This window comes from Allobosea sp. R86505 (assembly GCF_042466375.1).
Classification (GTDB): Bacteria; Pseudomonadota; Alphaproteobacteria; order Rhizobiales; family Beijerinckiaceae; genus Allobosea.
This window is the reverse complement of sequence record NZ_JAXHPY010000001.1, coordinates 1,746,245-1,772,790: the sequence shown is the minus strand read 5'-3', so window position 1 is coordinate 1,772,790 and position 26,546 is coordinate 1,746,245. Positions and strand designations below refer to the sequence as shown.

General features: G+C 68.6%; 27 protein-coding genes and 2 tRNA genes. 11 read left to right on the top strand and 18 right to left on the bottom strand.

What is annotated here, in order from left to right; genetic code table 11:
- Nucleotides 1–154: 154 nt before the first annotated feature.
- The 4 genes from SJY11_RS08485 to pdxH all read right to left on the bottom strand — a co-directional run bounded on the left by SJY11_RS08485 (nt 155) and on the right by pdxH (nt 2,483).
- Nucleotides 155–583: a TIGR02301 family protein gene (locus SJY11_RS08485; RefSeq protein ID WP_376986159.1), complete on the bottom strand. Its 429-nt coding sequence runs from the start codon at nt 581–583 to the stop codon at nt 155–157.
- Nucleotides 580–1,062, bottom strand: coding sequence for an NUDIX hydrolase (locus tag SJY11_RS08480; RefSeq protein WP_376986158.1), 483 nt, complete (start codon nt 1,060–1,062; stop codon nt 580–582). The genes SJY11_RS08485 and SJY11_RS08480 overlap by 4 nt, the downstream gene beginning before the upstream one ends.
- 15 nt (nt 1,063–1,077) lie before the next feature.
- Nucleotides 1,078–1,800 carry an SDR family NAD(P)-dependent oxidoreductase gene (locus tag SJY11_RS08475; protein WP_376989281.1) on the bottom strand — a complete coding sequence of 241 codons (723 nt, stop codon included), beginning with the start codon at nt 1,798–1,800 and terminating at the stop codon, nt 1,078–1,080.
- Nucleotides 1,801–1,868: 68 nt separating this feature from the next.
- Nucleotides 1,869–2,483 carry a pyridoxamine 5'-phosphate oxidase gene (gene pdxH / locus SJY11_RS08470; RefSeq protein WP_267521562.1) on the bottom strand — a complete coding sequence of 205 codons (615 nt, stop codon included), beginning with the start codon at nt 2,481–2,483 and terminating at the stop codon, nt 1,869–1,871.
- Between the two features lie 126 nt (nt 2,484–2,609).
- On the opposite strand from pdxH, the gene SJY11_RS08465 reads away from it, so the two are divergent.
- The 3 genes from SJY11_RS08465 (at nt 2,610) to fabI (ending at nt 5,058) form a co-directional block, all read left to right on the top strand.
- Nucleotides 2,610–3,071 (top strand): RT0821/Lpp0805 family surface protein, encoded by a 462-nt coding sequence (locus SJY11_RS08465; RefSeq protein ID WP_291821290.1) that lies wholly within the window; start codon nt 2,610–2,612, stop codon nt 3,069–3,071.
- Between the two features lie 137 nt (nt 3,072–3,208).
- Nucleotides 3,209–4,129: a DnaJ C-terminal domain-containing protein gene (locus SJY11_RS08460; RefSeq protein WP_376986157.1), complete on the top strand. Its 921-nt coding sequence runs from the start codon at nt 3,209–3,211 to the stop codon at nt 4,127–4,129.
- 86 nt (nt 4,130–4,215) lie between these two features.
- Nucleotides 4,216–5,058, top strand: a complete 843-nt coding sequence (fabI, locus tag SJY11_RS08455; RefSeq protein ID WP_376986156.1) for an enoyl-ACP reductase FabI — start codon at nt 4,216–4,218, stop codon at nt 5,056–5,058.
- A 7-nt stretch (nt 5,059–5,065) separates the two neighbouring features.
- Here the strand turns inward: fabI and folK are convergent, their stop codons facing one another.
- From folK to folP, 3 genes are read right to left on the bottom strand one after another with little or no spacing between them, the layout of a single operon-like run.
- Nucleotides 5,066–5,581, bottom strand: coding sequence for a 2-amino-4-hydroxy-6-hydroxymethyldihydropteridine diphosphokinase (gene folK / locus SJY11_RS08450; RefSeq protein WP_376986155.1), 516 nt, complete (start codon nt 5,579–5,581; stop codon nt 5,066–5,068).
- A complete protein-coding gene (gene folB / locus SJY11_RS08445) occupies nt 5,571–5,945 on the bottom strand; it encodes a dihydroneopterin aldolase (RefSeq protein WP_326905896.1) in 375 nt (124 codons plus the stop codon). The genes folK and folB overlap by 11 nt, the downstream gene beginning before the upstream one ends.
- Nucleotides 5,942–6,787: a dihydropteroate synthase gene (folP, locus tag SJY11_RS08440; protein WP_376986154.1), complete on the bottom strand. Its 846-nt coding sequence runs from the start codon at nt 6,785–6,787 to the stop codon at nt 5,942–5,944. Before folP ends, folB begins: the two co-directional genes overlap by 4 nt.
- 152 nt (nt 6,788–6,939) lie before the next feature.
- Here folP and SJY11_RS08435 point away from each other — a divergent pair, with 152 nt between their 5' ends.
- Nucleotides 6,940–7,536, top strand: coding sequence for a histidine phosphatase family protein (locus SJY11_RS08435; RefSeq protein WP_376986153.1), 597 nt, complete (start codon nt 6,940–6,942; stop codon nt 7,534–7,536).
- 1 nt (nt 7,537) lies between these two features.
- Here SJY11_RS08435 and ribB read toward each other — a convergent pair whose 3' ends face one another.
- From ribB to SJY11_RS08415, 4 genes are all read right to left on the bottom strand, one after another.
- Entirely contained in the window at nt 7,538–8,815 is a 1,278-nt protein-coding gene (gene ribB / locus SJY11_RS08430; RefSeq protein WP_376986152.1) for a 3,4-dihydroxy-2-butanone-4-phosphate synthase, read from the bottom strand.
- A gap of 109 nt (nt 8,816–8,924) precedes the next feature.
- Nucleotides 8,925–10,043 carry a chorismate synthase gene (gene aroC, locus SJY11_RS08425; protein ID WP_376986151.1) on the bottom strand — a complete coding sequence of 373 codons (1,119 nt, stop codon included), beginning with the start codon at nt 10,041–10,043 and terminating at the stop codon, nt 8,925–8,927.
- Nucleotides 10,044–10,115: 72 nt separating this feature from the next.
- On the bottom strand, nt 10,116–14,138 hold the full coding sequence (locus tag SJY11_RS08420; RefSeq protein ID WP_376986150.1) for a Pls/PosA family non-ribosomal peptide synthetase: 4,023 nt from the start codon (nt 14,136–14,138) through the stop codon (nt 10,116–10,118).
- 243 nt (nt 14,139–14,381) lie between these two features.
- Nucleotides 14,382–15,311 (bottom strand): histone deacetylase family protein, encoded by a 930-nt coding sequence (locus SJY11_RS08415; protein WP_376986149.1) that lies wholly within the window; start codon nt 15,309–15,311, stop codon nt 14,382–14,384.
- 225 nt (nt 15,312–15,536) lie between these two features.
- On the opposite strand from SJY11_RS08415, the gene SJY11_RS08410 reads away from it, so the two are divergent.
- Complete coding sequence (locus SJY11_RS08410; protein ID WP_376986148.1) at nt 15,537–16,133, top strand: L,D-transpeptidase; 597 nt, start codon at nt 15,537–15,539, stop codon at nt 16,131–16,133.
- 22 nt (nt 16,134–16,155) lie between these two features.
- Here SJY11_RS08410 and SJY11_RS08405 read toward each other — a convergent pair whose 3' ends face one another.
- A complete protein-coding gene (locus SJY11_RS08405; protein WP_376986147.1) occupies nt 16,156–17,049 on the bottom strand; it encodes a metallophosphoesterase in 894 nt (297 codons plus the stop codon).
- 426 nt (nt 17,050–17,475) lie between these two features.
- The gene (locus tag SJY11_RS08400) at nt 17,476–18,855 is read right to left on the bottom strand and encodes an aspartate aminotransferase family protein (protein ID WP_376986146.1); all 1,380 of its coding nucleotides are present in this window, start codon (nt 18,853–18,855) and stop codon (nt 17,476–17,478) included.
- Between the two features lie 180 nt (nt 18,856–19,035).
- Between SJY11_RS08400 and SJY11_RS08395 the strand changes: the two genes are divergently transcribed.
- Nucleotides 19,036–19,539, top strand: coding sequence for a YkgJ family cysteine cluster protein (locus SJY11_RS08395; RefSeq protein ID WP_376986144.1), 504 nt, complete (start codon nt 19,036–19,038; stop codon nt 19,537–19,539).
- 15 nt (nt 19,540–19,554) lie between these two features.
- Here the strand turns inward: SJY11_RS08395 and SJY11_RS08390 are convergent, their stop codons facing one another.
- Entirely contained in the window at nt 19,555–19,968 is a 414-nt protein-coding gene (locus tag SJY11_RS08390; RefSeq protein ID WP_376989280.1) for a MarR family winged helix-turn-helix transcriptional regulator, read from the bottom strand.
- A gap of 208 nt (nt 19,969–20,176) precedes the next feature.
- Between SJY11_RS08390 and SJY11_RS08385 the strand changes: the two genes are divergently transcribed.
- Nucleotides 20,177–21,436: a LysM peptidoglycan-binding domain-containing protein gene (locus tag SJY11_RS08385; protein ID WP_376986143.1), complete on the top strand. Its 1,260-nt coding sequence runs from the start codon at nt 20,177–20,179 to the stop codon at nt 21,434–21,436.
- 84 nt (nt 21,437–21,520) lie between these two features.
- Nucleotides 21,521–22,297: a DUF1499 domain-containing protein gene (locus SJY11_RS08380; RefSeq protein WP_376986142.1), complete on the top strand. Its 777-nt coding sequence runs from the start codon at nt 21,521–21,523 to the stop codon at nt 22,295–22,297.
- A 3-nt stretch (nt 22,298–22,300) separates the two neighbouring features.
- On the opposite strand, the gene SJY11_RS08375 is transcribed toward SJY11_RS08380, so the two are convergent.
- Entirely contained in the window at nt 22,301–23,215 is a 915-nt protein-coding gene (locus tag SJY11_RS08375) for an MBL fold metallo-hydrolase (protein ID WP_376986141.1), read from the bottom strand.
- A gap of 126 nt (nt 23,216–23,341) precedes the next feature.
- On the opposite strand from SJY11_RS08375, the gene SJY11_RS08370 reads away from it, so the two are divergent.
- Complete coding sequence (locus tag SJY11_RS08370; RefSeq protein ID WP_376986140.1) at nt 23,342–23,968, top strand: biotin transporter BioY; 627 nt, start codon at nt 23,342–23,344, stop codon at nt 23,966–23,968.
- Nucleotides 23,969–24,063: 95 nt separating this feature from the next.
- Here the strand turns inward: SJY11_RS08370 and SJY11_RS08365 are convergent, their stop codons facing one another.
- A complete protein-coding gene (locus SJY11_RS08365) occupies nt 24,064–24,201 on the bottom strand; it encodes a hypothetical protein (protein WP_171905198.1) in 138 nt (45 codons plus the stop codon).
- A 145-nt stretch (nt 24,202–24,346) separates the two neighbouring features.
- Here SJY11_RS08365 and SJY11_RS08360 point away from each other — a divergent pair, with 145 nt between their 5' ends.
- Nucleotides 24,347–25,003, top strand: a complete 657-nt coding sequence (locus SJY11_RS08360; RefSeq protein ID WP_376986139.1) for a hypothetical protein — start codon at nt 24,347–24,349, stop codon at nt 25,001–25,003.
- A 79-nt stretch (nt 25,004–25,082) separates the two neighbouring features.
- Here the strand turns inward: SJY11_RS08360 and SJY11_RS08355 are convergent.
- Nucleotides 25,083–25,159 (bottom strand) — tRNA-Pro (locus SJY11_RS08355).
- Between the two features lie 181 nt (nt 25,160–25,340).
- On the opposite strand from SJY11_RS08355, the gene SJY11_RS08350 reads away from it, so the two are divergent.
- Nucleotides 25,341–25,415, top strand: a tRNA-Gln gene (locus SJY11_RS08350).
- Nucleotides 25,416–25,550: 135 nt separating this feature from the next.
- Here the strand turns inward: SJY11_RS08350 and SJY11_RS08345 are convergent.
- On the bottom strand, nt 25,551–26,462 hold the full coding sequence (locus SJY11_RS08345; protein ID WP_376986138.1) for a LysR family transcriptional regulator: 912 nt from the start codon (nt 26,460–26,462) through the stop codon (nt 25,551–25,553).
- Nucleotides 26,463–26,546: the final 84 nt, after the last annotated feature.

The following is a 26,546-nucleotide window of genomic DNA, read 5'->3' as shown; positions in this document are numbered from 1 at the left end:
TCGCGAACTGTGCCAGTTTCGGCTCTCGATGACCGGGGCCGGACACACCGTAACCATAGGGCGTGCCAGAGCGGGACGCTACCACCCCCTTTAGGAAAGGTTAACGCGGCCGCGCGAATCCTCCGCAGGCAGGCAGTTCGCGCAGCGCTGTCACCTATCCGCCATAGCGGCCGGCCAGGGCCCGGGCGAGGCGCTCGCCTTCCCCAGCCAGCCGCGTCGACGCCTCCTGGCTGCCGTCGGTGCAGGCCCGGTGCGTCAGCGAATAGGCGCGGAAGCCGCGGTTATAGGCGCTGGTCAGCCGCTCGCGGCGCGCGGGCGTCCGCCCCTCCGCCTCGACCAGCGCCGCCATCCGGTCGCGCCAGTCCTGGGCCTCCTTGCCACCGCACAGCGTCCGCAGATAGGCGAGCGAGCCCATGATCTCGGCGAGCTTCAGCAATTGCGGCTCGTAGGGCGGCGGCGGCGGTTCGGGCGCAGGCGCAGGCTCGGCCGGCTTCGTGGCCGGCGGGGTGCGCTGCTGTGCGGGGGCGGCGCCCCAGGGCGCAGCCACCAGCAACGCGAGCAGGCCGAGTGCCGCCCGCCTCATGCGCCCTCCCCGGCCCGGAGCAGGATCGCTCTCGCCTGCCGCAGGACCTCTCCCAGGTCCCGCGTCGTCGGCAATCCGCCGAGCTTGAGCGGATCGGCCCACATCACGGCCCCGGCTTCGGGTCCGGGCTGCGGTTCGCCCGACAGCCATTCGCCGACGAAGGAGGCCACGACGAAGTGATGGGTGACGGCGCCCAGCGCGTCGCGCCCGAAGATCTCGACATGGCGGTTGAAGCCGACGATGCGCGCCCGGACGCCGACCTCTTCCTCCAGTTCGCGCAGGGCGGCCTGCTCCAGGGTCTCGCCGGCCTCGACCTTGCCGCCGGGCAGCGACCAGAGCCGGTCCGCCGGGGGCTTGGTGCGCGTCGCGAGCAGCACCTTGCCATCGCGGAACACGGCCACGGACGCCGCCAGAACCGGGCGCGCCGGGGCCTTGCCCGGCGCCGGAAAGCGGATGACCTGGCCGCCGTCGCCGCTCATCTCAGCCGGCCTGGATCATACGTGCTGGCCGCCGTTGATGTGCAGCTCCGCGCCGGTAACGTAGCTCGACCCATCCGTGCAGAGGAAATGGATCGCGCGGGCGACCTCCTCCGTCCGGCCGAGCCGCCCGAGCGGCAAGGTCGCGACGATCTTCTCGGTGCCGGGCGAGAGGATCGCGGTGTCGATCTCGCCCGGCGAGATCGAGTTCACGCGAATGCCGAGCGGGCCGAAATCGGAGGCCATCTCGCGCGTCAGGCTGGCCAGCGCCGCCTTCGAGGTCGCATAGGCGGCTCCCGCAAAGGGGTGGACGCGCGATCCCGCGATCGAGGTGACGTTGACGATCGTGCCCTTGGCCACCGTCAGTTCGTCGAGCAGGCCGCGCGCCAGCATGATCGGCGCGAAGAAATTGACCTGGAAGACCTTGTGCCAGTCGTTGAAGGAGGTCGTCGCCGCGCCCAGCCTGGCGCCCTTGGGCCCCTTCGGCGAGATGCCGGCATTGTTCACCAGCGCGTTGAGCTTGCCGCCCTCGGCCGCCAGCCGGCGCTTGATCTCGGCGATGCCGCGCATCGTGTCCTCGGGGTCGCCGAGATCGATCTGGACATGATCGTCGGCGCCCGACGGCCAGGGGCACTTGTCGGAGAAGGCCTGGCGCGAGCAGGACAGGATGCGCCAGCCCGCCATGGCGAACTGCATCACCGTGGCATGGCCGATGCCGCGGCTGGCCCCCGTGAGCAGCATCACGGGCCGCTTGCCGGGCTCGGTCTTGGGAAAGTCGAATTTCGGCATCGCCATCGGACTATCGATCCTCAAGGGTAAAGGCGGGCGCGCGCCCAGGGCTCGCCGACCTGGGCGCGACGGAAGACGACGCGATCGTGCAGACGGAAGGCCCCGTCCCGCCAGAACTCGAGATAGACCGGGCTGATGCGGAAGCCGGTCCAGTGCGGCGGGCGCGGGATCGTGCCGACGCCGAATTTCGCCGCCTGGATCGCGACCGCCTTCTCCAGGGCGAAACGGCTCTCCAGCGGGCGCGACTGCTGCGAGGCCCAGGCGCCGATGCGGCTGTCGCGCGGGCGCGACTGGAAATAGGCGTCGGCCATCTCGTCGCTGACGACCGTCACGGCACCGCGAATGCGGACCTGCCGGCGCAGGCTCTTCCAGTGGAACAGCAGCGCCGCCTTGGGCTGGGCCAGCAGTTCCTCGCCCTTCTGGCTCTGGGTGTTGGTGTAGAAGACGAAATCCTCGCCGTCGCGCCCGTTGAGCAGCACCATCCGGCTGTTGGGCATGCCCTCCGCATCGACCGTCGAGAGCGCCATCGCGTTCGGATCGTTCGGCTCGCTCTTCTTGGCCTCCGCAAACCAGGTCTCGAACAGCGCGAACGGGTCCTGTTCCTGGGTGAAGTCACCGCTCGTTAACTGTTCCACGTTCTAATCCTCGGCGAATGAAGCACTGCGTTTGGGCGAGCGCGAGCGGTGATACCGGACCTGACCGAGCGACTATATAGGACAGGCCGGCGGCCGTCCCAAAGCCTTCCGCAGCGCAGCCGCGTCATGCGCATCCGCAGCCTTGGTGCGGCCCTTATTCTGGCCCTGGCCGGTGCCGGCTGCTCGGTGTCCTTTCCCATTCTGGGGCTGTCGAGCAAGGCCGAGGACGAGATCGTCACGACCTCCTCGGTTTTGCCCGCGCGCGGCGCCAGCAGGCCGGGCGCCCTCGCCTCGCTGACCTCCGAACTCGGCCCCGAAGATCTGCGCCGCGCCGAAGGCGCGATGGCGGTCGCGCTCGACCCGCAGGGCAACGGCGCCGCCGTCTCCTGGGACAATCCCCAGAGTGGCGTGAAGGGTTCCTTCATTCCCGTCGGCGGCCCCTTCCTGCGGGCCGACGAAATCTGCCGCGCCTTCATCGCCCAGGTCCAGACCCAGACGAAACCCGCGAAGCTGCAGGGCACGGCCTGCCGGCCTTCGGGCGGCGAATGGGCCGTCAAGGACGTCGCTCCCTGGAAGGGCACGGGCTGATCGCCTGAGGCGCCATCGATCTGCCGCGCCGGCTGTTGCACTCAGGCCACACCATTCCCAGATAAGGCTCGACGATCAGGCTGGCCTCCGGCGCGTGTCCCGGCGGGCCGGTCGCCAGTGCCACATGGGGTTCATCGATGCGCGACCCGTATCAGATTCTGGGCGTCGCCCGCACGGCGAGCGAGGCGGAGATCAAGAAGGCCTATCGCCGCCGTGCCAAGGATCTGCATCCCGACCGCAACCAGGACGATCCGAAGGCGCAGGACCGCTTCGCGGAACTCAACGGCGCCTATGAGATCCTGGGCGACGAGACCAAGCGCAAGCAGTTCGACCGCGGCGAGATCGATGGCGAGGGCAAGCCGAAATTCTCCGGCTTCGAGGGCATGGGCGCGGGCCGCGGCGGCCGGGCCGGCGGCTTCGAGTTCAACTTCGGCCAGGGCGGCGGCAGCAACCCCTTCGGCGCCGGTGGCGGCGCCGGCGCGGGTTTCGATCCCTCCGACATCTTCGGCTCGCTGTTCGGGGACGCCGCGCGCCGGGCGGGTCGAACCCGTGGCGAGGCCCCCAAGCCGCCGGAACAGAGCTTCACGCTGGAGGTGACGCTGGCCCAGGCCGCGACCGGCGCGACGCGCCGCGTGCGGCTGCCGAGCGGCCGCGAGGTCGAGGTCACGATCCCCGAGGGCGTCGCCGACGGCAAGGTCATGCGCCTGCGCGGACTCGGCCCGACCGACCCGTTCTCGGGCCAGGCCGGCGACGTGCTGATGACGATCAAGGTCAAGCCGGATTCGCGCTTCACCGTCGAGGGCAACGACCTGCGGATTCGTGTTCCCGTCCCGCTGGCGCGCGCCGTTCTCGGCGGCGAGGTGCATGTGCCGACGCTCACCGGTGCGGTCGAGATGAAGATTCCGCCTCTGACCGGCACCACCCGGTCCTTCCGCCTGCGTGGCAAGGGCCTCAAGGGCGAGGGCGAGACGGTCGGCGATCTGTTCGTTTCGATCGATATCGAGATGCCGGAGAGCGATGCCGAGTTGCTGGCGTTGATGAAGGCCCGCACGCCGTGAGCCCTCGGCTTCCGGCAAAGCCGGTTCCCACTGGCGCCGCCATGCTCTAAGAGACGGCCTCGTCTTTTCCAGTTTGCGGGTTCCCGATGCCTGATTCCAACGCCCTCGCCCGGCCGACCGCCAATCTCCTCAAGGGCAAGCGCGGCCTCGTCATGGGCGTCGCCAACAACCGCTCGATCGCCTGGGGCATCGCCAAGGCCGCAGCCGACGCCGGCGCCGAGCTCGCCTTCACCTATCAGGGCGACGCGCTGAAGAAGCGCGTCGAGCCGCTCGCCAAGGAGCTGGGCGGCCATGTCGTGGGCCATTGCGACGTCACCGATTCCGCCTCGATCGACGCCGTCTTCGCCGAGGTCGAGAAGCTCTGGGGCAAGCTAGACTTCGTCGTCCACTGCATCGCCTTCTCCGACAAGGACGAGTTGACCGGCCGCTATGTCGAGACCACGGAAGCGAACTTCACCAAGTCGCTGCTGATCTCCTGCTACTCCTTCACCGCCGTCACCCAGCGCGCCGAGAAGCTGATGACCGATGGCGGCTCCATGCTGACGCTGACCTATTACGGCGCCGAGAAGTGGATGCCGCATTACAACGTCATGGGCGTCGCGAAGGCTGCGCTGGAGTCGAGCGTGCAGTACCTCGCCGCCGATCTCGGCCCCTCGAAGATCCGCGTCAACGCGATCTCGGCCGGGCCGATCAAGACGCTCGCGGCGTCGGGCATCGGCGATTTCCGCTACATCCTGCGCTGGAACGAGTACAACTCGCCGCTCCGCCGCACCGTGACGATCGAGGAAGTCGGCGAGACCGCCGTGTTCCTCGTCTCCGACATGTCGCGCGGCATCACCGGCGAGATCCTGCATGTCGACGCCGGATACCATGTCGTCGGCATGAAGGTGCCGACGGCGCCGGACATCACGCTCGACAAGGCCGAGTGAGGCGAAGCTAGACCACCGGCATCATCCGCAGCCGCTCCGTCGCGGCCGGGTCCCGGCGGATGGTCTCGTCGATGACCTCCTCTAGGAGGTCGGCGACCGATCGCCCCCCGATCACCAGCCCCGGCGCGATCTCCGCGAGCGGCGCCAGCACGAAGGCGCGTTCCGCGATCCGCGGATGCGGAACTTGCAGCCCCGGCTCGTCGATCACCTGCCCGCCATAGGTCAGGATGTCGATGTCGAGCGTGCGCGGCCCCCAGCGTTCGCGCCGCTCCCGGCCGCCCTCGCGTTCGAGAGCAAGGCACAAATCCAGCAATGCCCGCGCCGGCAGATCCGTCTCGACCAGAACGGCCATGTTGAGAAATTCCGGCTGGTCGAGCTTGCCCCAGGGTGCCGTGCGATAGACGCTGGACGGGCGGACCCGCGCGACCGCCTCATGCCTCTCCAGCCGCCGCAGCACCGTCGCGAAGGCCACCACCGGATCGCCCAGATTGCCGCCAAGGCCGAGCGCGGCCTCAGCCTTCACGCGCGAAACTCAGCTTGATGCCGACGCTGGCGAGCGTCGCATGGATCGGCGGCGTCGGCTTGCGCAGCGTCACCTCGATGCGGGTCACGGGCGGAAACCGCTCCAGCACCGCCAGCGCAACGGCGCGGGCGGCCGCCTCCAGCAGATTGAAGCGGCGCGTGGTGAAGACCTCCGTCACCACGCCAACCACAGTGCCGTAGTTGACGGTGTCGGCCAGCGCATCGCTCACCGAGGAGGGCCTCAGGTCGGTTTCCAGCGCGAGGTCCAGCACGAAGCGCTGCCCCAGCCGCTCCTCCTCCGAGAAGAAGCCGTGATAGGCGTAGATATCGAGCTTCTCGATCAGGATGACGCCGGTTTCGCTCACGCGCTGGGCTCCGAAGACTGTGACAGGGCGGCCCAGACTTTGAACGCCTGCACATGAGGAGCGATGTCATGGGCGCGGATGATGGCCGCTCCTTGCGTCGCTCCATAGAGATGGGCGGCGACGCTGCCGGCGACACGCTCGGCGGGGACACTCTGGCCGGTGACGACGCCGATCACCGATTTCCGCGAGGCGCCCAGCAGGACCGGGCAGCCGAGGCTCTCGAGCTTTGCCAGTTCGCGGATCAGCCGCAGCGACTGCTCCGGCGTCTTGCCGAACAGCCCGATGCCGGGATCGACCACGATCTGCTCGCGCGGGACGCCGGCCTCCAGCGCGATCGCGATAGAGCGTTCGAGGAAGCGCAGCACGTCGGACAGGATGTCGAGCCCGGGATCGGTCGTCTCGCGGTTGTGCATCAGGATGATCGGTGCGCCATGACGCGCCGCAACGCCGGCGATGGCCGGGTCGCGCTGCGCGCCCCAGACGTCGTTGACGATCGAGACGCCCGCCGTCAGCGCCGCCTCCGCCACCTCGGCCTTCCAGCTGTCGATCGACAGCGGCGTTCCGACCCGCTCGCGCAGGCCGTCGATGACCGGCAGCACCCGTCCGAGTTCGGTGGCGGCATCGAGCGGGGCATGGCCGGGCCGCGTCGATTCCCCGCCGACATCGACGATGTCGGCGCCCTCCTCCACCAGCCTCACGCCATGCGCGATCGCTTGCTCGGCATTCTGCAGCATCCCGCCATCGGAGAAGGAATCGGGCGTGATGTTGACGATCCCCATCAGCAGGGGGCGGTCATTCAGGGCGAGCCTGCGACCATCGGGCAATGTCAGGGCCGGCGGCATGAAGCGGGGTCCGAAGGAAGCGGAGGCCCGCCTATAGACCGTCGGCTGCGGCAGGCCAAACGAAACGCTTGCCCGCGGCCATGGCTGCGACGCATGGCCCCGCGCCCGCCGGATGCTTTGACCTCGCGGCCGGCAACGTGCAGAAGCCCGCCATGGTCCCGATCACGCTCCCGCACCGGCTCATCCTCATCCGCCACGGCGAGACCGACTGGAATCGCGAAGGCCGTCTCCAGGGCGGCCAGGACATTCCCCTGAACGATCTCGGACGCCGGCAGGCCGCTGAGGCTGCGGAGCGGTTGCGGACCCTGGCACCCGGCTTCGCCGCGCTGGATTATATCGGCTCCCCCATGCAGCGGGCGCGCGAGACGATGGACATCCTGCGCGCCACGCTCGGGCTGGAGGCTGGCGCCTACCGCACCGACGACCGGTTGAAGGAACTCACCTTCGGCAGCTGGGAGGGCTACACCTGGCGCGACATCCGCAAGGCCGAGCGCGAGCAGGCGCAGCTGCGCGAGCGCGACAAGTGGAGCTTCGTGCCGCCGGGCGGCGAGAGCTACGGCATGCTGGCAGAACGCATCCGGCCGGTGCTGGAAGCACTGTCGCGCGAGACGGTGATCGTCAGCCATGGCGGCGTCGCCCGCGCCGTCCTCGCCCTCGTCGGCGCGGTGCCGCCGGCCAAGGCCTCGATGGTCGAGATCTGGCAGGGCAAGATTCTCGTGGTCACCGGCCGCCGCGCCGACTGGATCTGACTCAGACCAGCGGCTGCGTCTCGACGATCTCGATGCCGAAGCCGCCCAGTCCGACGAATGAGCGCGACGACGAGGCGAGGTTGATGATGGAGCGCACCCCGAGATCGCGCAGGATCTGCGCGCCGAGCCCGACCTCGCGCCATTGCTGGGAGCGCTGGGCTTCGGCCCCCTCCTCCACCGGCTTGATCGGCACACCGGCCGAACCGTCGCGGAGATAGACCAGCACCCCGCGCCCATCCTGCTGGAAACGCCGCAACGCGCACTGGATCGCGCTCGCGCCGCCCAGCACATCGGCCACGACATCGGCCCGGTGCAGCCGGGCGGGAACACGCTCTCCGTCACCGATCTTCCCGGCAACGAAAGCGAAGTGCTGCGTGTCGTCGAAGGGCGTGACGTAGACATGGCCGGTCATCTCGCCGAAGGCGGTCTTGACCGGGAAGGAGTGCACCCGCTCGACCAGCTTCTCGCGCGACTGGCGATAGGCGATGAGGTCCGCCACCGTGATCTGCTTCAAACCATGCTTTTCGGCGAAGGCCGCAATCTGAGGACCCTTCATCACCGTGCCGTCGTCATTGGCCAGTTCGCAGATGACGCCGACCGGCGGCAGCTCGGCGAGCTTGCACAGATCGACCGCGGCCTCGGTATGGCCCGAGCGCATCAGCACCCCGCCCTCCTTGGCGATCAGCGGAAAGACATGGCCCGGCCTGACGAAATCGCCCGCGCCCATGTTGCCGTTCGCCAGCGCCCGCACGGTGTTGCAGCGCTGCTCGGCCGAGATGCCCGTCGTCAGCCCGTGCTTGACGTCGACCGTGACGGTGAAGGCCGTGCCCAGCGGCGCGTCGTTGGAGGACACCATCGGGTCGAGCCGCAGGCGCCGGGCTTCGGATGCGGTCAGGGGCGCGCAGACGATGCCGCAGGTGTTGCGGATGATGAAGGCCATCTTCTCCGGCGTGCACAGCGAAGCGGCAACGATCAGGTCGCCCTCGTTCTCGCGATCGTCGTCATCGGTCACGATGACGATCTCGCCGCGGGCGAAGGCCTCGATGGTGGCAGTAATGTTGGTGGGCATGGTGGCCTCGCGCGGCCTGACGAGGCCGAGGAAATCATTGGGGGTGACGGCGCCGCCGGTCGCGGCGGCGATGCGCTCGGCGCTCTCGCGCGAAATCCAGGCGCTCTGGTCGTTGCAGAGCGCCGTCACGCTGGCCGGCGACAGGCCGACCAATCGCGCGAAGGCGCTGCGGCCGATCTTGTTCTGCGTGAGCCAGGCGTCGAGCTTCATCGCGCTAAGCTAAGGCAGCAACCCTTCATCCGCAATGAAGCAGCTACGCAATTTCAGTATGACTGAAATGCAAGCGAGGCCTCACGTATCGTCAGGGGCCGGCTGGCCATCACTCCTGGAACGGCCAGCGCGGCTCGACCACGCCGACCTGCGCCCGATGCCGCAGGAAATGATCGGCCAGCACGCAGGCGACCATCGCCTCGCCCACAGGCACCGCACGGATACCGACGCAGGGGTCGTGTCGCCCCTTGGTGAACATCTCGGCCTCGCCGCCGCTGCGCGTCACGGTCGCCCGCGTCGCCAGGATCGACGAGGTCGGCTTGACCGCGAAGCGCGCCACGATCGGCTGCCCCGTCGAGATTCCGCCGAGGATGCCGCCGGCATGGTTGGACAGGAAGAGCGGCCGCCCGTCATTGCCCGCCCGCATCTCGTCGGCGTTCTCCTCGCCGGAGAGTTCCGCCGCCGCGAAGCCGTCGCCGATCTCGACGCCCTTCACCGCATTGATGCTCATCAGCGCAGCCGCGATCTCGGCGTCGAGCTTGCCATAGATCGGCGCGCCCAGGCCCGCCGGCATGCCCTCCGCCACGATCTCCAGCACGGCGCCCGTCGACGAGCCCGACTTGCGGACACCGTCGAGATAGCCCTCGAAAAGCTGGGCCGCTTTGGCGTCCGGGCAGAAGAACGGGTTATTGGCTATCTCATTCCAGTCCCAGTTGGCGCGGTCGATCTTGTGAGGCCCCATCTGCACCAGAGCCCCGCGCACGATCAGGCCCGGCACGACCTTGCGCGCAATCGCGCCCGCCGCCACCCGCATCGCCGTCTCGCGCGCCGAGGAGCGCCCGCCGCCGCGATAGTCGCGGATGCCGTATTTCACGTCATAGGTGAAATCGGCGTGTCCCGGCCGGTACTTGTCCTTGATCTCGGAATAATCCTTCGAGCGCTGGTCGACATTGTCGATCATCAGGCCGATCGAGGTGCCGGTCGTGACCTGCACCCCGTCGCTCTCCCGCGCGAAGACGCCCGAGACAATGCGGACCTGATCGGGCTCCTGGCGCTGCGTGGTGAAGCGCGACTGGCCGGGCCTGCGCCGGTTGAGATCGCCCTGGATGTCGGCCTCGCTCAGCGGGATCAGCGGCGGGCAGCCATCGACCACGCAGCCGATGGCCGGCCCATGGCTCTCGCCGAAGGTCGTGACGCGGAAGAGATGGCCGAAGGAGTTGTGGGACATGGAAACCTGCACAGAAATCCGTGCAGGCTCATAGTCCCGGGCAGGACTGGCGGTCAAACGCCATGCTGCCGATCAATGGCCCGCGGGCGCCCCCGCCGGCACGGCCGGTGCGCCCTCCCAGCACGTATGCGCCGGCAGGTTCTCGCCCTTCATGATGACGGTGAGCAGGCCGATCTGCGCGAAATCCCCGACGCGGGTGTCGTAGAGCACCGTCGCCGCCGCCCCGACGCAGACGCCCTTGCCGAGATGCACCCGGCCGACCTTCATGACGCGGTCCTCGTAGAGATGCGTCTGCAGCGCGGAATGGGCGTTGATCTGGCAGAAATCGCCGACGGTGACGCAGTCGAACTCGGTGATGTCGGTCATGTCCATCCAGACGCCCCGGCCGAACTTGGCGCCGAACAGCCGCAGGAACCAGGGCAGGAACGGCGTGCCGCGCAGATACTCGAACAGCACTTTCCCGCCGAGGCCTGAATAGAGAACCGCGATGGACTCCGTCCGCATCGCCCACCACGACCACATCGGCTTCATCAGCGGCTTGTAGACGCCCATCATCAGCCATTTGATCGCGACGCAGATCAGCGCCTGTGCCACGGCGATGAGCACGGCGACCGCCATGAAGGACAGGACGAGCCCGAGCCAGTCGCGCTGGTTGATCCGCTCCTGCAGGACGAGATCGACCGCGATCGTGCCGAAGGTGATGAACAGCATGGCCGGGAAGGAGGTGTGAAGCGCCTCGAAGACGCCGCGCAGCGTCTGCTTCTGCCAGGACGGCCGATAGGTCCAGTCCGCCCCGAGATCGACCTTCTGCCGGTTCGGCAACTGGATCGGCGGCGAGCCGAACCAGGTGTCGCCCGGCTGCATGCGCTCATTGGCGGGCGGCTTCGACTTGATGCCGATCAGCACGCGGTCGGGGATCTGCGCGCCCGGCGGCACGACCGCGTCGTTGCCGACGAAGACCTGATCTCCGGTGCGGGTCATGTCGAGGCGCATATAGCCGCGCCGCATGTCCTCGTCGCCGAAGACGACCTCGTCGGCGATGAAGTTGCCGGCACCGATGCCGGTCACGTCGTAGCGACCCGACAGATTGGTTGAGATTTCCGAGCCCTTGCCGATCGCCGCGCCCATCATCCGGTACCAGGCCCGCATATAGATCGTCGCAAACAGCGAGGAGAGCGTCTCGAGCGTCACCTCCGTCGCCAGGCCCACCGTCCATTTGCGGGCGAAGAACGCGGAATGGATCGAATAGGACCCTGACGACACGCGCGGCAGGATCGCCCAGCGCAGCGCGGCGATCAGGAACACCGTCAGCGTGACCAGCCCGATCGCGGTCGGCCAGGTCAGGAGCGGCAGATACCAGAGATAGCTGATCTCCGACCAGGTCGCGATCCAGTCGTCGATCTTGTCGAACAGCATGAAGGCCGGGAAGATCGGCAGCAGACTCACCGGCGGCAGCACGACAAGCATCAGGATGTAGAAGGCCGTCATCCCGGCCCGTCGACGGGGGCTCGCTTCGGCCTGCGGCGGCAGGGCCGCCAGATCGACCATCCCGATCTTGCGCCCCGGCGAACCGTCCCAGATCTCGGCTTCGCCGACCTGTCCGCCGATCGGCACGGTCGTCAGGTCGAGCAATTCGGCATGGTCGGAGACGACACAGTCATGACCGAAGACCACGGAGGACCCGGCATAGACATCCTTGCCGATGGTGATCCGGCCGATGACCAGCTTGTCGCCGATCGCCTCGGCATTGGCGAAGGTCGTCTTGGCGCCCAGCGAGGAGCCGTCTCCGATGCTAACCAGGTCGACCGCGCCCGCCTCGTAATCGGAGATGATCACGTCGCGACCGACCTTGGCGCCGAGCAGCCGCCAGTAGACGCGCATGACAGGCGTCGACTGCAGCCATTTCAGATGGACCAGGCCAGCGATGCGGGACGCGAACCACCAGCGGAAGTAATAGACGCCCCAGAGCGGATAGACGCCGGGCTTCGTCCGCCCCAGCACCAGCCACTTCAGCGCGATGGCGATGAAACCCGTGACGATCGTGATAGCGACATAGACGCCCAGCAGCGCGATGACCTGCCCGGCCAGCGGCAGATCCTCGCCCGACAGCAGCATGTAGGTGACGAAGATGCCGAGCCACTGCGTCGTGGCAAGGCCGATGATGACCGGAAGGACGGCCGCCTGCGCAAGACCACAGAGGAAGCGGCGCAGGAGGGGCGGCGGCGTGAAGGAGAGGTCTTGCGCCTCCGCGATCCCGCGCCCGTCGAGCAGCGCGGCCATGCCGCGCAGCGTGCGCGCACCATACACGTCCTGAAGCGTGATGCCGGCATAGGACGGGTTCTCGCGGACGATCGAGATGAAGCGCGCCGCCAGGAGCGAATGCCCGCCGAGATCGACGAAGAAGTCGGCCTCCAGCGGCAGGCTCGATGCGCCCAGCACGCGCTTGGCGGCCTCCAGCAGCGCGGCCTCGGTGGCGTTGCGCGGCGGCTCCTGCTCGCCCTGCGCGCTCGGCGCCGTCAGCGGCGCCGCCTTCAGCATCCGCCGGTCGACCTTGCCGGAGACCATGCGCGGCAGCGAGCCGACCGCCTCGAAATGCGCCGGCACCATATAGGGCGGCAGCTTGTCGCGCAGCGCCGCACGCAGCACGGCACCATCCACGGCGACGCCCGGCTCGGCCACGACGAAGGCGACGAGACGTTCGATCTCGTCATCGGTCCGCATCACCACGGCCGCCTGATTGACGCCGGGCTCCTCGGCCAGTTTCGATTCGATCTCGCCCAACTCGACGCGGAAGCCGCGGATCTTGATCTGGTCGTCGATGCGTCCGTGAAAGACGATGTTGCCGGCCTCGTCGATGCTGACCGCATCGCCCGAGCGGTAGAGCACCGGGTCGTCGGCTCCGAAGGGCTGCCCGAACGGGTTGGCGATGAATTTCTCGGCCGTCAGCTCGGGCCGGCCGTGATAGCCGCTGGCCACGCCCGGGCCGCCGATCAGGAGTTCGCCCTGCTCGCCGGGGCTCACGAGCGCCATCGCCTCATTGACGACATAGGCCGTGTAGTTGGGGATCGGCCGGCCGATGGTCACCGTCTCGCCCGGTAGGACCTCCGCCGCCGTCGCCACCACCGTCGCCTCTGTCGGCCCGTAGGTGTTGAGGATACGTCGGCCCGGCCGGGACCATTTCTGCACGGTCGCCGGCGGCAGCGCCTCGCCGCCGAGCAGGATCAGCTTCAGCGAGGGCACGTCTTCGGGCAGGATGCCGAGCAGCGTCGGCACCGTGTCGATCACGGTGACGCCGGCCTGCGTCAGGATCGCCGGCAGATTCTCGGCATCGCCCATCATCTCCGGCGAGGCCACGAACAGCGTCGCACCGGCGAGATAGGGCGTCCAGATCTCCTCCATCGACAGGTCGAAGGCGACCGAGGCCCCCTGGAAGACGACGTCGTCGGGGCCGATCCCGTAGAGCGCGTTCCCTGAGCGCAGGAAATGGCAGATGTTGAGATGGCTGATGACGATCGCCTTCGGCGTTCCCGTCGAGCCGGAGGTGTAGATCAGATAGGCCGGGTGTTCGCGCGTCAGCCCGGCCGCCCGGGCGGGCATCGGATGCCCGTCATCGCCCTGCGCCAGCGCCTCAGGCGTCCAGACGTTGCGTTCGGTGGCGGCGGCGCGGCCGCTCCAGGCCGCGCAGGTCACGATGCCCTTCGCCTGGGCGTCGGCGAGACAGATCGCGATGCGCTCGACCGGCGCCTCGGCGTCGAACGGAATCCACGCCGCGCCTGCGCGCGTGATCGCGATCTGCGCGATCAGCAGGTCGATGCCGCGGGGCATCCACAGTCCGACGAGATCGCCCGGCCCGACCCCCTGAAGCGCGAGCCCGCGCGCCTGCCGGCCCGCTTGCGCCCAGACCTCGTCATAGCTCAGCCGGCGGGTGCCATCGACGAGGGCGGGATGCCCCCCACGGCGTTCGACGGTGGCGGCCAGGATTTCACCCAGCACCTCGTCGCGCAGCAGATCGGGACGCTTCTCGCCCGCCATCATGGCGACGACGGTCGGGTTTGCCTGGTCTGCCGTTCCCGGCAGCATGGTCATGTCGTTCATCGCGCCCCGCTGCGCGCAGCCGACCGGTCTCGCGAAGCGACGCGTCCTGGCGCCCTCCCCGGTCCGATGCAGCCGTCACGCACCTCGTTCTTGTTGGAAAACGCGCGACCCGACGCCGTTTTCCCAGTCGATTCCCCCGGCCGGGCGAGTGCCGCAACGTGCCCCCGCACTAGCACGGTTCTCCTGCCCACGCACCTCTGAACCCATGATGAACGCCCCTCACCGGCCCGGTGCAGCGCGGCGTCACCCGCGCATCAGTGCCATGACATGCGCGGCCACGGACCGCGACAACCCCTCCAGGTCGTAGCCGCCCTCCAGCACCGAGACGATGCGCCCGCCGCAACGTCGGTCCGCGATCTCCATCAGCTGCTGCGTCGCCCAGGCGAAGTCGGTCTCCTTGAGGTTGAGATTGGCGAGCGGGTCGCGCCAATGGGCATCGAACCCGGCCGAAATGATAATGAGATCGGGCGCAAATGCGTCGATGCGCGGCAGCAGCACGCTGTCCATCGCCTCGCGGAAAGCGTCGGACCCGTCTCCCGCGCTCAGCGGCGCGTTGACGATCGTGCCATGGGCTCCCCGCTCGGACAGGGCACCGGTGCCCGGATAGAGCGGCATCTCGTGGCTCGAGGCGTAGAGCACGCTCGGATCGCTCCAGAAGATCTCCTGGGTGCCGTTGCCGTGATGGACGTCCCAGTCGATGATCGCGACGCGCTCCGCGCCATGGGCGCGCTGCGCATGCCGCGCCGCGATCGCCGCCTGGTTGAAGAAGCAAAACCCCATCGCCTTGACGCTCTCGGCATGGTGGCCCGGCGGCCTCGTGGCACTGAAGGCGTTGGCGACGCGTCGCGTCATCACCTCGTCCACGGCCTGCACCGCACCGCCGACGCCATGCATCACAGCACCGACCGTCCCCGGCGACATCATCGTGTCGGCGTCGAACGGCACGAGCCCGCTGGCCGGCGAAGCGGCCAGCACCGACTCGACGAAGTCGTGCGGATGGCAGAGGCCGATCTGCTCGAGCGTGCCCTGCGGGGCGGTCTCGCGAATCAGCGGTGCGAACCGTTCGCTTTCCAACGCGGCCTCGACCGCCCGGATGCGATCGGGCCGCTCCGGGTGGCCGGGTGGCGTCTCATGCGCCAGACTGGACGGGTGGGTGATCAGCAAGGTCGTCACGGCGGGGCGCTTTCGGACTGGCGGGCGGAGAAAGCGTGACCATACGGCCACGGTGCGGGGCGAAAAGCAGGGTGGGCGCTTCCTGCGCGGAACCCAAATTGCACGCCCCCCGTTTCCGGCCTAGAGCAAGTCTCGTTCGGTCGTGCCGCCCCTGCAGCCGGTGGATACCAAGCGTTAACCCTGAATTCATCATAAGGATGGCTTGCAGGCCGTCTGGTGGACGTCATGAAACAGACCGTGATCCTCGCGTTGGCGATGTCGACCCTGCTGGGGGCGTGCCAGTACAAGAGCGTCAACGCGCCGGCTCTGTCGTCACGCGATGCCGAGTACATCGCGCTGGTGCCGAAATTCGAACACCACCTGACGCACCTTCCCTATGAGATTACCGATCCCACCGGCCAGGCGCCCGGCACGATCGTCGTCGATACCCGGGAGAAGTATCTCTATTACGTCCTGCCGAACAAGAAGGCGATCCGCTATGGCGTCGCCACCGGCGACGAGGCCTTCGGCTGGACCGGCGAGGCGATCGTGCAGCGCAAGGCGGAGTGGCCGCGCTGGACGCCGCCCGCCGAGATGATCGCACGCTGGCCGCACCTCGCTCCGCGCGCCGGCGGCATGGAAGGCGGCCCGGACAATCCACTCGGCGCCCGCGCCCTGTACCTCTACCAGAACGGCCGCGACACGCTCTACCGCATCCACGGCACCAACGAGCCGGAGACGATCGGCCGCTCCGCCTCCTCCGGCTGCATCCGGATGCGCAACATCGACGTGATCGACCTGTTCAACCGCGTGCCCAACGGCACCAAGGTCATCGTCACCTGAAGCCGGGGCCGGCGCGCGCCGCTCACCCCAGTTCGATCAGCACGATCTCGGGCGGAATCCCGAACCGGATCGGCAACTGGCTCGTGCCGATGCCGGCCGACACGACGAGATCGCGCCCTCCCTCTCGGACATGGCCATAGGCGTAGCGGTTGCCGTAGCGCGACGGCACGATCGGCGCCCAGCCCAGGAACCGGACCTGTCCGCCATGGGTGTGGCCCGACAAGGTCAGCGTCACCCGGTCGGGCATGCGGGCGAAGACGTCCGGCTCATGCGCCATCAGGATCACCGGCGCCCCGTCATCGGCGATCTGCGCCATCGTGCCGGCCAGATCGTCGATCCCGTGCGGGCGCCCGCGCAGCCGCGGCAGGAAGGCGATCTGATCGCCGAGGCCGGCCAGCCAGAGCGGGCCTGCCTGAGTGGACAGCCGCAAGGCGCGGTTCTCCAGCACCGGGATGCCGGCGCGCTCGAGGGCCTGGCCGACCTGGGTCGGGCCGGCCCGCAGCGCCTGCGTCGGCTCGTCATGCCACCAGTCGTGATTGCCGAGGATGGCGAAGACGCCGTTGCGGGCCTCGAGCTTCGCGAGTTCGGCCGCCCAGTCCGCCATGGCGGGGTCCGAGGCGACGCGCCGCCGGCTGGCGACGAAATCGCCGAGCAGCAGCGTGAGGTCGGGCTCGAGCGCATTCGTGGCGGCGACGAGTTCGGAGACGCGGGCGAGCGGCACGTGCAGCGATCCGACATGCAGGTCCGAAAGCACTGCCAGCCGCAGCCTGCGTCCCTCGGGCCAACCGCGCGGCGTCAACCGGTAGCGCGTGATGACCTGGCGCCCAGGCTCCCAGATCGCAGCATAGGCGCCCGTCCCCGTCACGGCCAAAAAAAGACCGGCGAGTGTCCGAAGGACGCTGCGCCGGTCAAGCATGGAGGGTCTCGAAGAAGTCTCGAAGGTCAGTCGTCGAAGCCATTACGAAGGACACCGGCAAGCCGGGATGGTGCATCCTTCGTACGGTGATCCAACGCAGCCGGAGCACGCCTTGTTCCAGCCGCCAGTGCGGGAAGCGCGATGGGCTTGAACCAGGACGCATAGGCCTCCCGGGCATGGGCATCGTGGAAACTCGCATGGGCGGGAATCGGGCGGCGGGGTTGGGACGGGCTCGTCATGGGGTCCGACTGGGTTGGCTGCGATGTGGCGACGGGTCCGTCGCCACATCGCAAGCTGACCTCAGATCGGGACTCCAAAACGGCATGATCGTGATGCGTTCGCGGCGTTTTGTGTCGCAACGTCACATTGCGCCACAATCGTGAACGACCTGCATCGCACGCGCGGCACCGAAGTGCCGCTTCCGCATCAGGCCGCGAGCAGACCTTCCGCCTTGGCCCAGGCGAGCGTCTTGTCGAGGGCGCGCTCGTAGCGGTTGAACATCTCCTCGATCTCCGCCTCCTTCATGATCAGCGGCGGGCAGAAGGCCACCCGGTCGCCCATGGCGCGCAGGATCAGGCCCTCCTGCTGCGCGAAGAAGACCGATTTCGGTCCGACGCCCTTCTTGATCTCGAAGGAAGCCTTGGTCGCCTTGTCCCTGACCAGCTCGACGCCGCCGATCAGGCCGACGCCGCGCGCCTCGCCGACAAGCGGATGCTCCTCGAGCTTGGTCAGCCGGCGCAGGAAGGTCGGCGAGACGCTGCGGACATGCTCGACGATCTTGTCGCGCTGGTAGATCTCCAGCGTCTTGACCGCGATCGCGCAGCCGACCGGATGGCCGGCATAGGTGTTGCCGTGGCCGAAGGTCCCGATCTTGCGGCTCTGGTCGACGAGGACCTCGTAGACCCGCTCGTTCATCATCACCGCGCTGAGCGGGAAATAGGCCGAGGTGATCTGCTTGGCGCAGGAGAGCGTGTCGGCGGCCAGACCATAGGTGGTCGTGCCGAACATGTTGCCGGTCCGCCCGAAGCCGGTGATGACCTCGTCGGCGATGAACAGGATGTCGTACTTCGCCAGGACCGCGTTGATCTTCTCGAAATAGCCCGCCGGCGGCGTCATCGCCCCGCCCGCGCCCATCACCGGCTCGGCGATGAAGGCGGCGACGGTGTCGGGGCCCTCGCGCAGGATCATCTCCTCCAGTTCGGCGGCCATGCGCGAGGAGAAATCCTGCTCGCTCTCGCCCGGCTCGGCGAAGCGGTAATGGTGCGGGCAGGAGGTGTGGAGAATGCCGGGCAGCGGCAGGTCGAAATCGATATGGTTGTTGGGCAGGCCGGTCAGCGAGGCCGAGGCGACGGTGACGCCGTGATAGCCTTTCAGCCGCGAGATGATCTTCTTCTTCTGCGGTCTGCCGAGCGCGTTGTTCATGTACCAGACGATCTTGATCTGGGTGTCGTTGGCGTCCGATCCGGAGGCGCCGTAGAACACCTTCGAGATCGGCACCGGCGCGATCTCCTTCAGCTTCTCCGCCAGTTCGATCGCCGGGTCGTGGCTGCGCCCGCCGAAGATGTGCTGGAAGGGCAGCTTCTTCATCTGCTCATAGGCGGTCTCGATCAGCTCCTGGTTGGAGTAGCCGAGCGCGGTGCACCAGAGCCCCGCCATGCCCTCCAGATACTCCTTGCCGGCGCTGTCGTAGACATAGACGCCCTTGCCGCTCTCGAGCACGAGCGGACCCGTCTCGCGATGCGTCGCGAGGTTCGTATAGGGATGGACGAGGGTCTCGATGTCCCGGACGGCGAGGTTGGACAGCATCGTGCGGTTCCCCTGATGCGAGTGGCGTCTCCCGTCACCATAGACTGCGGCCGGCGCAAGCTCTCAGCGATTTTATCGCAACCCGACGCAGACTCTGCCGCAGGGCCGTGCTTGCCAGCGCCATCCGCCCTCGCCATGCTGATGCGGCGCCGGCCGTCGCCCGGCGGCCGGACGGAAATGATGACGAGCCTGATCGCGCCCGGCCGCAGTTGCGGCACCTGTACGCTGTGCTGCAAGGTCTATGACGTCCCGGCGGCCGGCGCGACCGCAGGCAACTGGTGCCCCAATTGCCTTCCGGGCCGTGGCTGCAAGATCTACGACGCACGTCCGCAGCAATGCCGCGATTTCCTCTGCCTATGGATGACGCAGGATTTCCTCGGCCCGGAGTGGAAGCCCGAGAAGGCCCGTTTCGTCCTGACGATGGACGCAGCGACCCGCTGGCTCTTCGTGCAGGCCGATCCCGGGGCCGCACAGGCCTGGCGCAAGGAGCCCTATCTCGAACAGTTGCGGCGTTGGGCCGTGGCCGGCAAACGGCCGGTGATCGTTTTCGTGCGCAGGCACGCGACGGCGTTGACCGCGAGCGGAGAGATGCTTCTCGGCGAGGTCGCGGCGCATGAGCGTCTCGTGCTGCGCGATGAGCCTGGCGGCAGCCAGATCGTGGCGAAGATCAGCCCGGCTCCATAGCGCTCGAGGCCGGTTTCAGCCGGCCATCCGGTCCTCGTCGGCGGCCCTCGCCAGATCGCGCCAGGCCAGCACCAGCCGGTCGAGCTCCGCCAGGTCCTGCTCCGGCAGCTTCCCGAGCGTCTGCGCCACGAAGTCGCGCTGCGCCCTGATGCCGTCCTCCGCCAGCCTTCGCCCCTCCGGCGTCAGATGCATGGCATAGGAGCGCCGGTCTCCGGCGATGGCGCGCCGCTCGACGAGGCCCGCCTGCACCAGCCGGTCGACCAGACCCGAGACATTGCCTTTGGTGACGTAGAGCCGCTCCGCCAACTCGTTCTGGCTGATGCCCTCGCGCTCCGTCAGCGTCGACAGCAGATCGAATTGCGGGATCGACAGGCCCAGCGCCCTGATCCGGCCGGTCATCTGGCCGAGCATGCGCTGGTGCAACCGCATGAACCGGAACCAGACGCGGTCCGGCTCGGTCGCATCGGCACGCGGCACTGTCTTCAAATCCGGCACGTTCTGGGCCCCCGTCACGATGGATCACGCCTAAACCATCTCGGCGGGACAGGCGAGCCCGGTTGTTCCGCGCGAAACAGGCAAATGCCGAAGCGTCATGCGAGCCTTCTGCCCATCGCTTCCTGAGCAGCGGGACAGACCCATGTATGTCGCAGCGGAACTGGCCGAATTCTACCGCAAGAATTTCAGCGAACCGAACCGGCATGTCCAAGCCAAGGCCTGGATCGAGGCCAATCCCGACAATTTCGCCGTCGTGCTGATGGCGACGATGAACGCCACCATGGAGGACATTTCGATGGCGCCGATCCGCGTCCCCGAGATGCTCGCGCTGGACATGATGCAACTGGGGACCGGTGCGGCCGAAGGCAGCAAGCTCGGCATTGCCGAGGACGTCTTGCGTCTTCTCAGCGTCACCCCCGTCGGCCGGGTCGTTCGGGGAACCGGCAACCTGATGATCCCCTTCGTCGGCGGCGTAACCCAGCGAGTATCAAATGTCGCAATCTGGCGGCGGATCAGGGGCGGCGTCTGCGGCCTCATCGCGGCAGCGCAGGCCATGCAGCGGACGGGAAGCTCCATCGTCGTTCCGCTTGCGGAAATCGCCAAGAAAACCGGCCGCCCGCTCGACGCCATTTCGCGCAAGGGGATGACCATCATCGAGATCGGCAAGGCTCTCCGGAGCCTGGGCGCTCATGTCAGCGCGACGTCGGGTCGCCACATCCGGACATGGCATGACCTGGCGACTCATGCGCGAGGCGTCGATGGCGTCACGATCGCTTTCCTCGACGGCACCACCAGTCTGGGCGAGCCGGTCGGCCACTTCATTGTCGTCGGGCGAAGCGGTGGCGGCAGCGTCCGGATCTTCGATCGCGCCGGCGTCTTTTCGAGTCTCGACGACCTCGCCCGGCGCTATGGCGTGAATTTCCGCCTCACGAACGAGCCGATTCTGGACATCGGCAACTGGGCGCTCGATCCTGCTCTGGCGAACCAGTTGGACCGGCTCGGCCCGCTCGGCGCCGTGGTCGTGCGCGCGGCCGCCATGATCACCCTGAGTCCCTCGGTATCCGTCGCCAAGCTGCAGGCCGATTTCGACGCCTTCCTTGCGGACCGGGATGCCGGCCCGCTGCCGCAGAACCCTTCGCCGGGCTCTCCGCCGGCTTCGGACGTGCTGGCGATGCACTATGTCCCGGCTCAGGGCGCGATGCTTTCCAAGGTCTCGCTGAGCTATTACGGCACCTATCACATGTGGCCACTGATCTGGGATGCCAACCGCGAGCTGATCGGCCCCAACCCCAACCGCGTGCCGAAGGACATTTATCTCAGGATCCTGAAGCCGCATGTCTACAGCGCGGCCCAGATCGCCGAGGCGAAGCGTCGCTCGCTGAACTGGAAATCCTTCAACTGAGCCTGCCGCCCCGCGGCTACCGAATCACCCGCGGATGGCCCGGGGCGGCTTGCCTTCCCGCGCCGGGAATTGCACCACTGGCCCATGCATCGCCGTCTCGTCTTCGAGGAGCCTGTCTCGCGTGCCGCGCTCTGGAGCCGGCGCCTGGCCTGGTTCGCGCTGGCGGTGCTGGTGCTCGCGCTGCTCGTCTTCCGCAGCGGCGAGCCGACGCTGGAAGGCCTCGCGCCCGTCGTCGCCGCCTATGGCGTCGCCCTGCTGGCGCTCCTGTTGTCGCTGATGGCCTTCGCCCGCATCTGGCAGTCGGGCCACCGCGGAGTCGGCATGGCGGCCGGCGCCTTCCTGATGGGCGTGCTGATGCTGGTGCCGGCCGCCTATGTCGTCTTCAGGCTCGTCACCCTGCCGGCCCTGGCCGACATCTCGACCGATATCGACGATCCGCCGGCCTTCAGCCGCTCGCGCGTGGCGCTGGACGCCCGCGCCGGGCGGGTGCCGCCCGACGTTCCCGCCGAGCGCCGGCGCCTTCAGCGCCGGGCCTATCCCAAGACGGTGCCGATCGTGCTCGAGGTCCCTGCCGAGACAGCCTTCGACATCGCCCGCCGCGCCGCCATCGCCCGCGGCTGGCAGGTTCTGGAGGCGACGCGCCCCGGTGGCCGCAGCGGCGCCGGGCGAATCGAGGCGGTGGCGCGCTCGCGCTTGCTGCGGATGGCTGAGGACATCACCATCCGCATCCGCCCGCGCGCCGACGGCAGCCGCATCGACATCCGCTCGGCCTCCCGCCTGGGCCCCCATGATCTCGGCGTCAACGCGGGCCGGATCGCCGCCTTCGCCGAGGAGGTCGAACTGCTGGTCGAATCGCGCTGAGCCTCAGGCGGGGCGGTAGCGACTGCCGAGCCCCGGCACCGCCTCGTCGCAGGTGACGATCCCGCGCATCACGAGATCCTCGAGCTGCGCCAGCACGGAAAGGCCCGCGGCAGCGTGCAGCGCCGCAGGCAGCCCCTGATAGATCGGCGGCACCATCGCGGAAATGCGCTCGTCCCCGGCCCGCAGGCGGCCGAGGATCGCCGCCTCGCGCTGCCGGCGGTGCTGCACCAGCCCGCGCAGGAAGCGCTGCGGCTCGGTCACCGGCCCGCCATGGCCCGGCCGGTAGAGCGCGTGCTCCATCGCGCGCAGCTTCTCGACCGAGGCCATATAGGCCGCCATCGAGCCGTCGGGCGGGGCGACGATGGTGGTCGACCACGCCATGACATGGTCGCCGGAGAACAGCGTCTCCTCCTCGGGCAGTGCGAAGGCGAGATGGTTGGCGGTGTGGCCCGGCGTCTCGATCGCGGCCAGGGTCCAGCCCGGCCCCGTCACGGCGTCGGCCTCGGCCATCAGCCGGTCCGGCGCGTGCTCGGAATCGGCAGCGGCGTCGAGGCGCGTCGCTTCGCCCGCAGCGAGTTCGCGGAAGGGACGGTGCGGCCCGCAGCCGACGATCGGGGCGCCTGTCGCCGCCTTCAGCGCCCGCGCGCCGGGCGAATGATCGCGATGGGTATGCGTGACGACGATATGGCTCACCGTCTCGCCGGAGACCGCCGCGAGCAGCCCCGCCAGATGCGCCCCGTCCTCCGGCCCCGGATCGATGATCGCGACTTTGCCCTGCCCGACGATGTAGCTGCAGGTGCCGGTGAAGGTCATCGGCCCACCATTGCCGGCGATCAGGCGCCTGACCAAGGGCGACAGCTGCACCACCTCGCCGGGAGGAGCCGTCGCGCTGCGGTCGAATTCGATGTCGTCGCTCATGCCTGTTTCCGCAGGGCCACCTGGCAAGCCTGCGCGGGCCGCGCGGCTTGTGGGGCTTTGCCGCATTTTCTATAGACGGAAAAGCCGGCCGCGCAGCGCGGCCATCGCAGACAGGACGACTTGCCCATGGCGCAGATGCTTCCCCTCCAGGCTCCGACGCTGGCCCATGCGGCCCTGCCCGCCGTCTCCGGCCCGCGCGCCGCACTGCTGCGCAACATCGCGCTCGCCGTCGTCGGCAGCCTGCTCCTCGTCCTCGCAGCCAAGATCAAGGTGCCGTTCTGGCCGGTGCCGATGACGCTGCAGACCCTGGTGGTCTTCGGCGTCGGCGCGGCTTACGGCTCGCGGCTCGGCGCCGCCACCGTCGCGCTCTACATCGCCTATGGCCTCGCCGGCCTGCCGGTCTTCACCAACACGCCGCCGGTCGCCGCCGGCCCGCTCTACCTCGTCGGCCCGACGGGCGGCTTTCTTGTGGGCTTCGTCGCCGCCGCAGCCATCGCCGGCTGGGCCGCCATGCGCGGTGCCTCGCTGCCGCGCCTCGTCGGCGGCCTCGTCGTCGCCGAAGTCGTGATGATGGCGCTGGGCTTCGGCTGGCTGGCGCTCGGCGCCCAGATGGCTGCCGGCACCACCGGCATCGGCTTCGCCAAGGCCTTCGCCTTCGGCGTGCAGCCCTTTATCCTGGGTGATCTGCTCAAGCTCGCTCTGGTCGCCTGCCTCGCCCGCGCCGGCTGGTCGGTCCTGCAGCGTCGCGGCTGAACGATCCGCAGCGACGAGACGATCGAGGCTGGGCGCGAGCCCGGCCTTTTTCATATCTGCCCGGTTTCCTGCCCGCCTGATTCGGTGGGAGACGCTCAGCCCTGCGGCGTCGAACTCGTGCAGGTCTTCTGCTCCGGCCCGGTGAAGAAGGGGCCGAGATTGCCGCATTTGTCGCAGCCCGCGAGCAGGGTCGCGAGGCCGAGGATGCCGAGGAGTTGAAAAGCGCGCTTCATGATGATGCCCGTGATGCTGTCGGGCGTTTCTAGAGCCTCGCCGGGCAATTGACCATCACCGGCGTGAGGCCCCCGCGCCTCGGCTCTTGCCGCCTCTACCGGGTGCGGCGATCATCCTCGGGAAGCGGACGCCTCGGAGACGACCATGATCGCACGCCTCCTCATCATCGGATGGGCTGCCCTGACGATGGCGCCCGGCCTCCCGGCCCATGCCCAGGACCGGACCGTGCCGGTCCGGTTCCAGCCCGGCGCGACCGCCGCGACGGTCAAGGGCGCGATCCGGGGTGACCGGGGAATCAACTACACCTTCGAGACCGTCGCCGGGCAGACGCTGCAGTTGCTGTTCACGCCGTCGAACCGATCCTGCTACGTCAACGTCTATGCGCCGGGCTCGGACGAGGCGGTCCATATCGGCTCGGTCGCCGGCAACGAATTCGGACAGACGGCGACGCGGGCGGGGACCTATCGCGCGCAGGTCTATCTGATGAGGAACGCGGCCCGCCGCAACGAGACCTGCCGCCACACGCTGTCGATCGAGATCACCGGCACTCCGGGCGGGAGCAGTGCCGGCATGTCCGACGCGATGCTCCGGGACCGCTGCCGGGCCGAGGCCGCGCCGATGTACGGCGTTGCCCCGCGCCGGATCGCCCTCGCGTCACGCATCGCGACCTCGGCCGAAGGCGGCCTTCAGATCGACGGCACGGTCGACAAGGGGCGCGAGGGCGTCAAGAAGCTGCGCTGTCTCTTCACGCGCGAACGCGGCTTCGACCGCGTGATGGCGATGACGCCGGACGGGCGCTGACGGCCGCCGGGGGCCGGCGCCAAAGAAAAAGGCCCGTGAGGGCCTGTCTCCGAACGTCTTGCGATGTCCCGGGAAATTTTGGTCGGAGTGGCAGGATTTGAACCTGCGACCCCCTCGTCCCGAACGAGGTGCTCTACCAGGCTGAGCCACACTCCGATTGACTGGTGGCGGGCTTATAGCCAGCGCCGCGCCGCGGCGCAACAGGCGTCGCGCGAATGCGTGACGAATTATCCGCAGGCCCTCCCCGCGCTGCCGCCGCGGCCTCTGGCAGAGGCGCTCTCGCGACGATCTGGCCGGTTGCGCGCGCCCCCGCCGCGTTCTAGAAGGCGCGGCGCGTTGGGGCGTCGCCAAGCGGTAAGGCAGCGGTTTTTGGTACCGCCATGCGGAGGTTCGAATCCTCCCGCCCCAGCCAGTTTCCTCCAAGCCGCAGACAGTGATGGCAGGACGCGCAACCAGGCGGCTCCGCCATGGCCGCCGGCCAGACGGTCGCGCGATCGCCTGTCGCGTCAGGGCCGTCGTCAAGCGTGTCGATCAGCCCCGTCTGCGCTCAACCAGGCCCGCTGGGGACGCGACCACCCGCACCGCGCCATAGATCCTCCGCCGCTTCGCTCAGCCGCGCGGCCGACCGGAACAGCCGGATCTCGACCGGGATGTCGAAGCGTTCCGATCCGGCCCGGACGAGGCGGCCACGGCCCAGATCCTCGGCCGCGAGCGTCAGCGGCAACCAGGCGACGCCATGTCCGTCGCGTGCCATCGTCGCCAGCGTCGCGGCGAGATGGGATGTCACGCCGGTCACGGTGGCGCCGATCTCGAGCCCGCCGCAGGCCGCGATGATCCGCCCGAGGCCGGAGGCCTGGCTGTAGCCGAGATAGCGGGTCGGCTGCGCGGCCGTGCCGGGCAGCGCCCATCGCGGCCCGCCGCTTTCGGTCGGCGCGCAGAGCGGCACGAGCACGTCATCGCCGACGCGCAGGCTGGGGAACCGGTCGGCCGCGAGGGGCGGGGCGGCGGCCTCATGGACGTGGCAGAGCAGGAACTGGACCTCGCCCGAGAGCATCTGCTGCTCGCACGCCGCCATGCTGTCCGAGATCAGATTGATCGGGCCGAGCGCCTGCGACCGCATCACCCGCCGGATCCAGCTCGGGAAAAAGGTGAAGGACAGGGCATGGGTCGCAGCGATCGCGAGCGCGGTGGTCTTCCGTTCGCCGACCGCGCGCGTTTCGCGCCTGGCCCGGTTGAGAAGGCCCAGAAGGTCCCGGGCATGAGGCTGAAAGGACTTGCCCGCCGCCGTCAGGCGCGCGCCTTGCGGCCCTCGCTCGAACAACGCCGTCCCGATCCACACCTCCAGCGCGCGAATCCTGCGGCTGAAGGCGGGTTGCGTGATGTTGCGGACGTCGGCGGCCCGCGAGAAGCTTCGGTGTTCCGCCAAAGCCTCGAAATCCGACAGCCAATCGTAATCCATCCCGATGCCGTTCGCGCATGGCCAAAACCGAACTTGGCATTGGCCTCGGCGGCACGTCCAGCCTTAAGCAGGGTTTGCAGCGAG

Coding starts and splice junctions, on each gene's coding strand:
- SJY11_RS08485 (WP_376986159.1), bottom strand. CDS start 583: ATGAGGCGGGCGGCACTCGGCCTGCTCGCGTTGCTGGTGGCTGCGCCC.
- SJY11_RS08480 (WP_376986158.1), bottom strand. CDS start 1,062: ATGAGCGGCGACGGCGGCCAGGTCATCCGCTTTCCGGCGCCGGGCAAG.
- SJY11_RS08475 (WP_376989281.1), bottom strand. CDS start 1,800: ATGCTGCTCACGGGGGCCAGCCGCGGCATCGGCCATGCCACGGTGATG.
- SJY11_RS08465 (WP_291821290.1), top strand. CDS start 2,610: ATGCGCATCCGCAGCCTTGGTGCGGCCCTTATTCTGGCCCTGGCCGGT.
- SJY11_RS08460 (WP_376986157.1), top strand. CDS start 3,209: ATGCGCGACCCGTATCAGATTCTGGGCGTCGCCCGCACGGCGAGCGAG.
- fabI (WP_376986156.1), top strand. CDS start 4,216: ATGCCTGATTCCAACGCCCTCGCCCGGCCGACCGCCAATCTCCTCAAG.
- folP (WP_376986154.1), bottom strand. CDS start 6,787: ATGCCGCCGGCCCTGACATTGCCCGATGGTCGCAGGCTCGCCCTGAAT.
- SJY11_RS08435 (WP_376986153.1), top strand. CDS start 6,940: ATGGTCCCGATCACGCTCCCGCACCGGCTCATCCTCATCCGCCACGGC.
- ribB (WP_376986152.1), bottom strand. CDS start 8,815: ATGAAGCTCGACGCCTGGCTCACGCAGAACAAGATCGGCCGCAGCGCC.
- aroC (WP_376986151.1), bottom strand. CDS start 10,043: ATGTCCCACAACTCCTTCGGCCATCTCTTCCGCGTCACGACCTTCGGC.
- SJY11_RS08420 (WP_376986150.1), bottom strand. CDS start 14,138: ATGAACGACATGACCATGCTGCCGGGAACGGCAGACCAGGCAAACCCG.
- SJY11_RS08410 (WP_376986148.1), top strand. CDS start 15,537: ATGAAACAGACCGTGATCCTCGCGTTGGCGATGTCGACCCTGCTGGGG.
- SJY11_RS08405 (WP_376986147.1), bottom strand. CDS start 17,049: ATGCTTGACCGGCGCAGCGTCCTTCGGACACTCGCCGGTCTTTTTTTG.
- SJY11_RS08400 (WP_376986146.1), bottom strand. CDS start 18,855: ATGCTGTCCAACCTCGCCGTCCGGGACATCGAGACCCTCGTCCATCCC.
- SJY11_RS08395 (WP_376986144.1), top strand. CDS start 19,036: ATGACGAGCCTGATCGCGCCCGGCCGCAGTTGCGGCACCTGTACGCTG.
- SJY11_RS08390 (WP_376989280.1), bottom strand. CDS start 19,968: ATGCGGTTGCACCAGCGCATGCTCGGCCAGATGACCGGCCGGATCAGG.
- SJY11_RS08385 (WP_376986143.1), top strand. CDS start 20,177: ATGTATGTCGCAGCGGAACTGGCCGAATTCTACCGCAAGAATTTCAGC.
- SJY11_RS08380 (WP_376986142.1), top strand. CDS start 21,521: ATGCATCGCCGTCTCGTCTTCGAGGAGCCTGTCTCGCGTGCCGCGCTC.
- SJY11_RS08375 (WP_376986141.1), bottom strand. CDS start 23,215: ATGAGCGACGACATCGAATTCGACCGCAGCGCGACGGCTCCTCCCGGC.
- SJY11_RS08370 (WP_376986140.1), top strand. CDS start 23,342: ATGGCGCAGATGCTTCCCCTCCAGGCTCCGACGCTGGCCCATGCGGCC.
- SJY11_RS08365 (WP_171905198.1), bottom strand. CDS start 24,201: ATGAAGCGCGCTTTTCAACTCCTCGGCATCCTCGGCCTCGCGACCCTG.
- SJY11_RS08360 (WP_376986139.1), top strand. CDS start 24,347: ATGATCGCACGCCTCCTCATCATCGGATGGGCTGCCCTGACGATGGCG.
- SJY11_RS08345 (WP_376986138.1), bottom strand. CDS start 26,462: ATGGATTACGATTGGCTGTCGGATTTCGAGGCTTTGGCGGAACACCGA.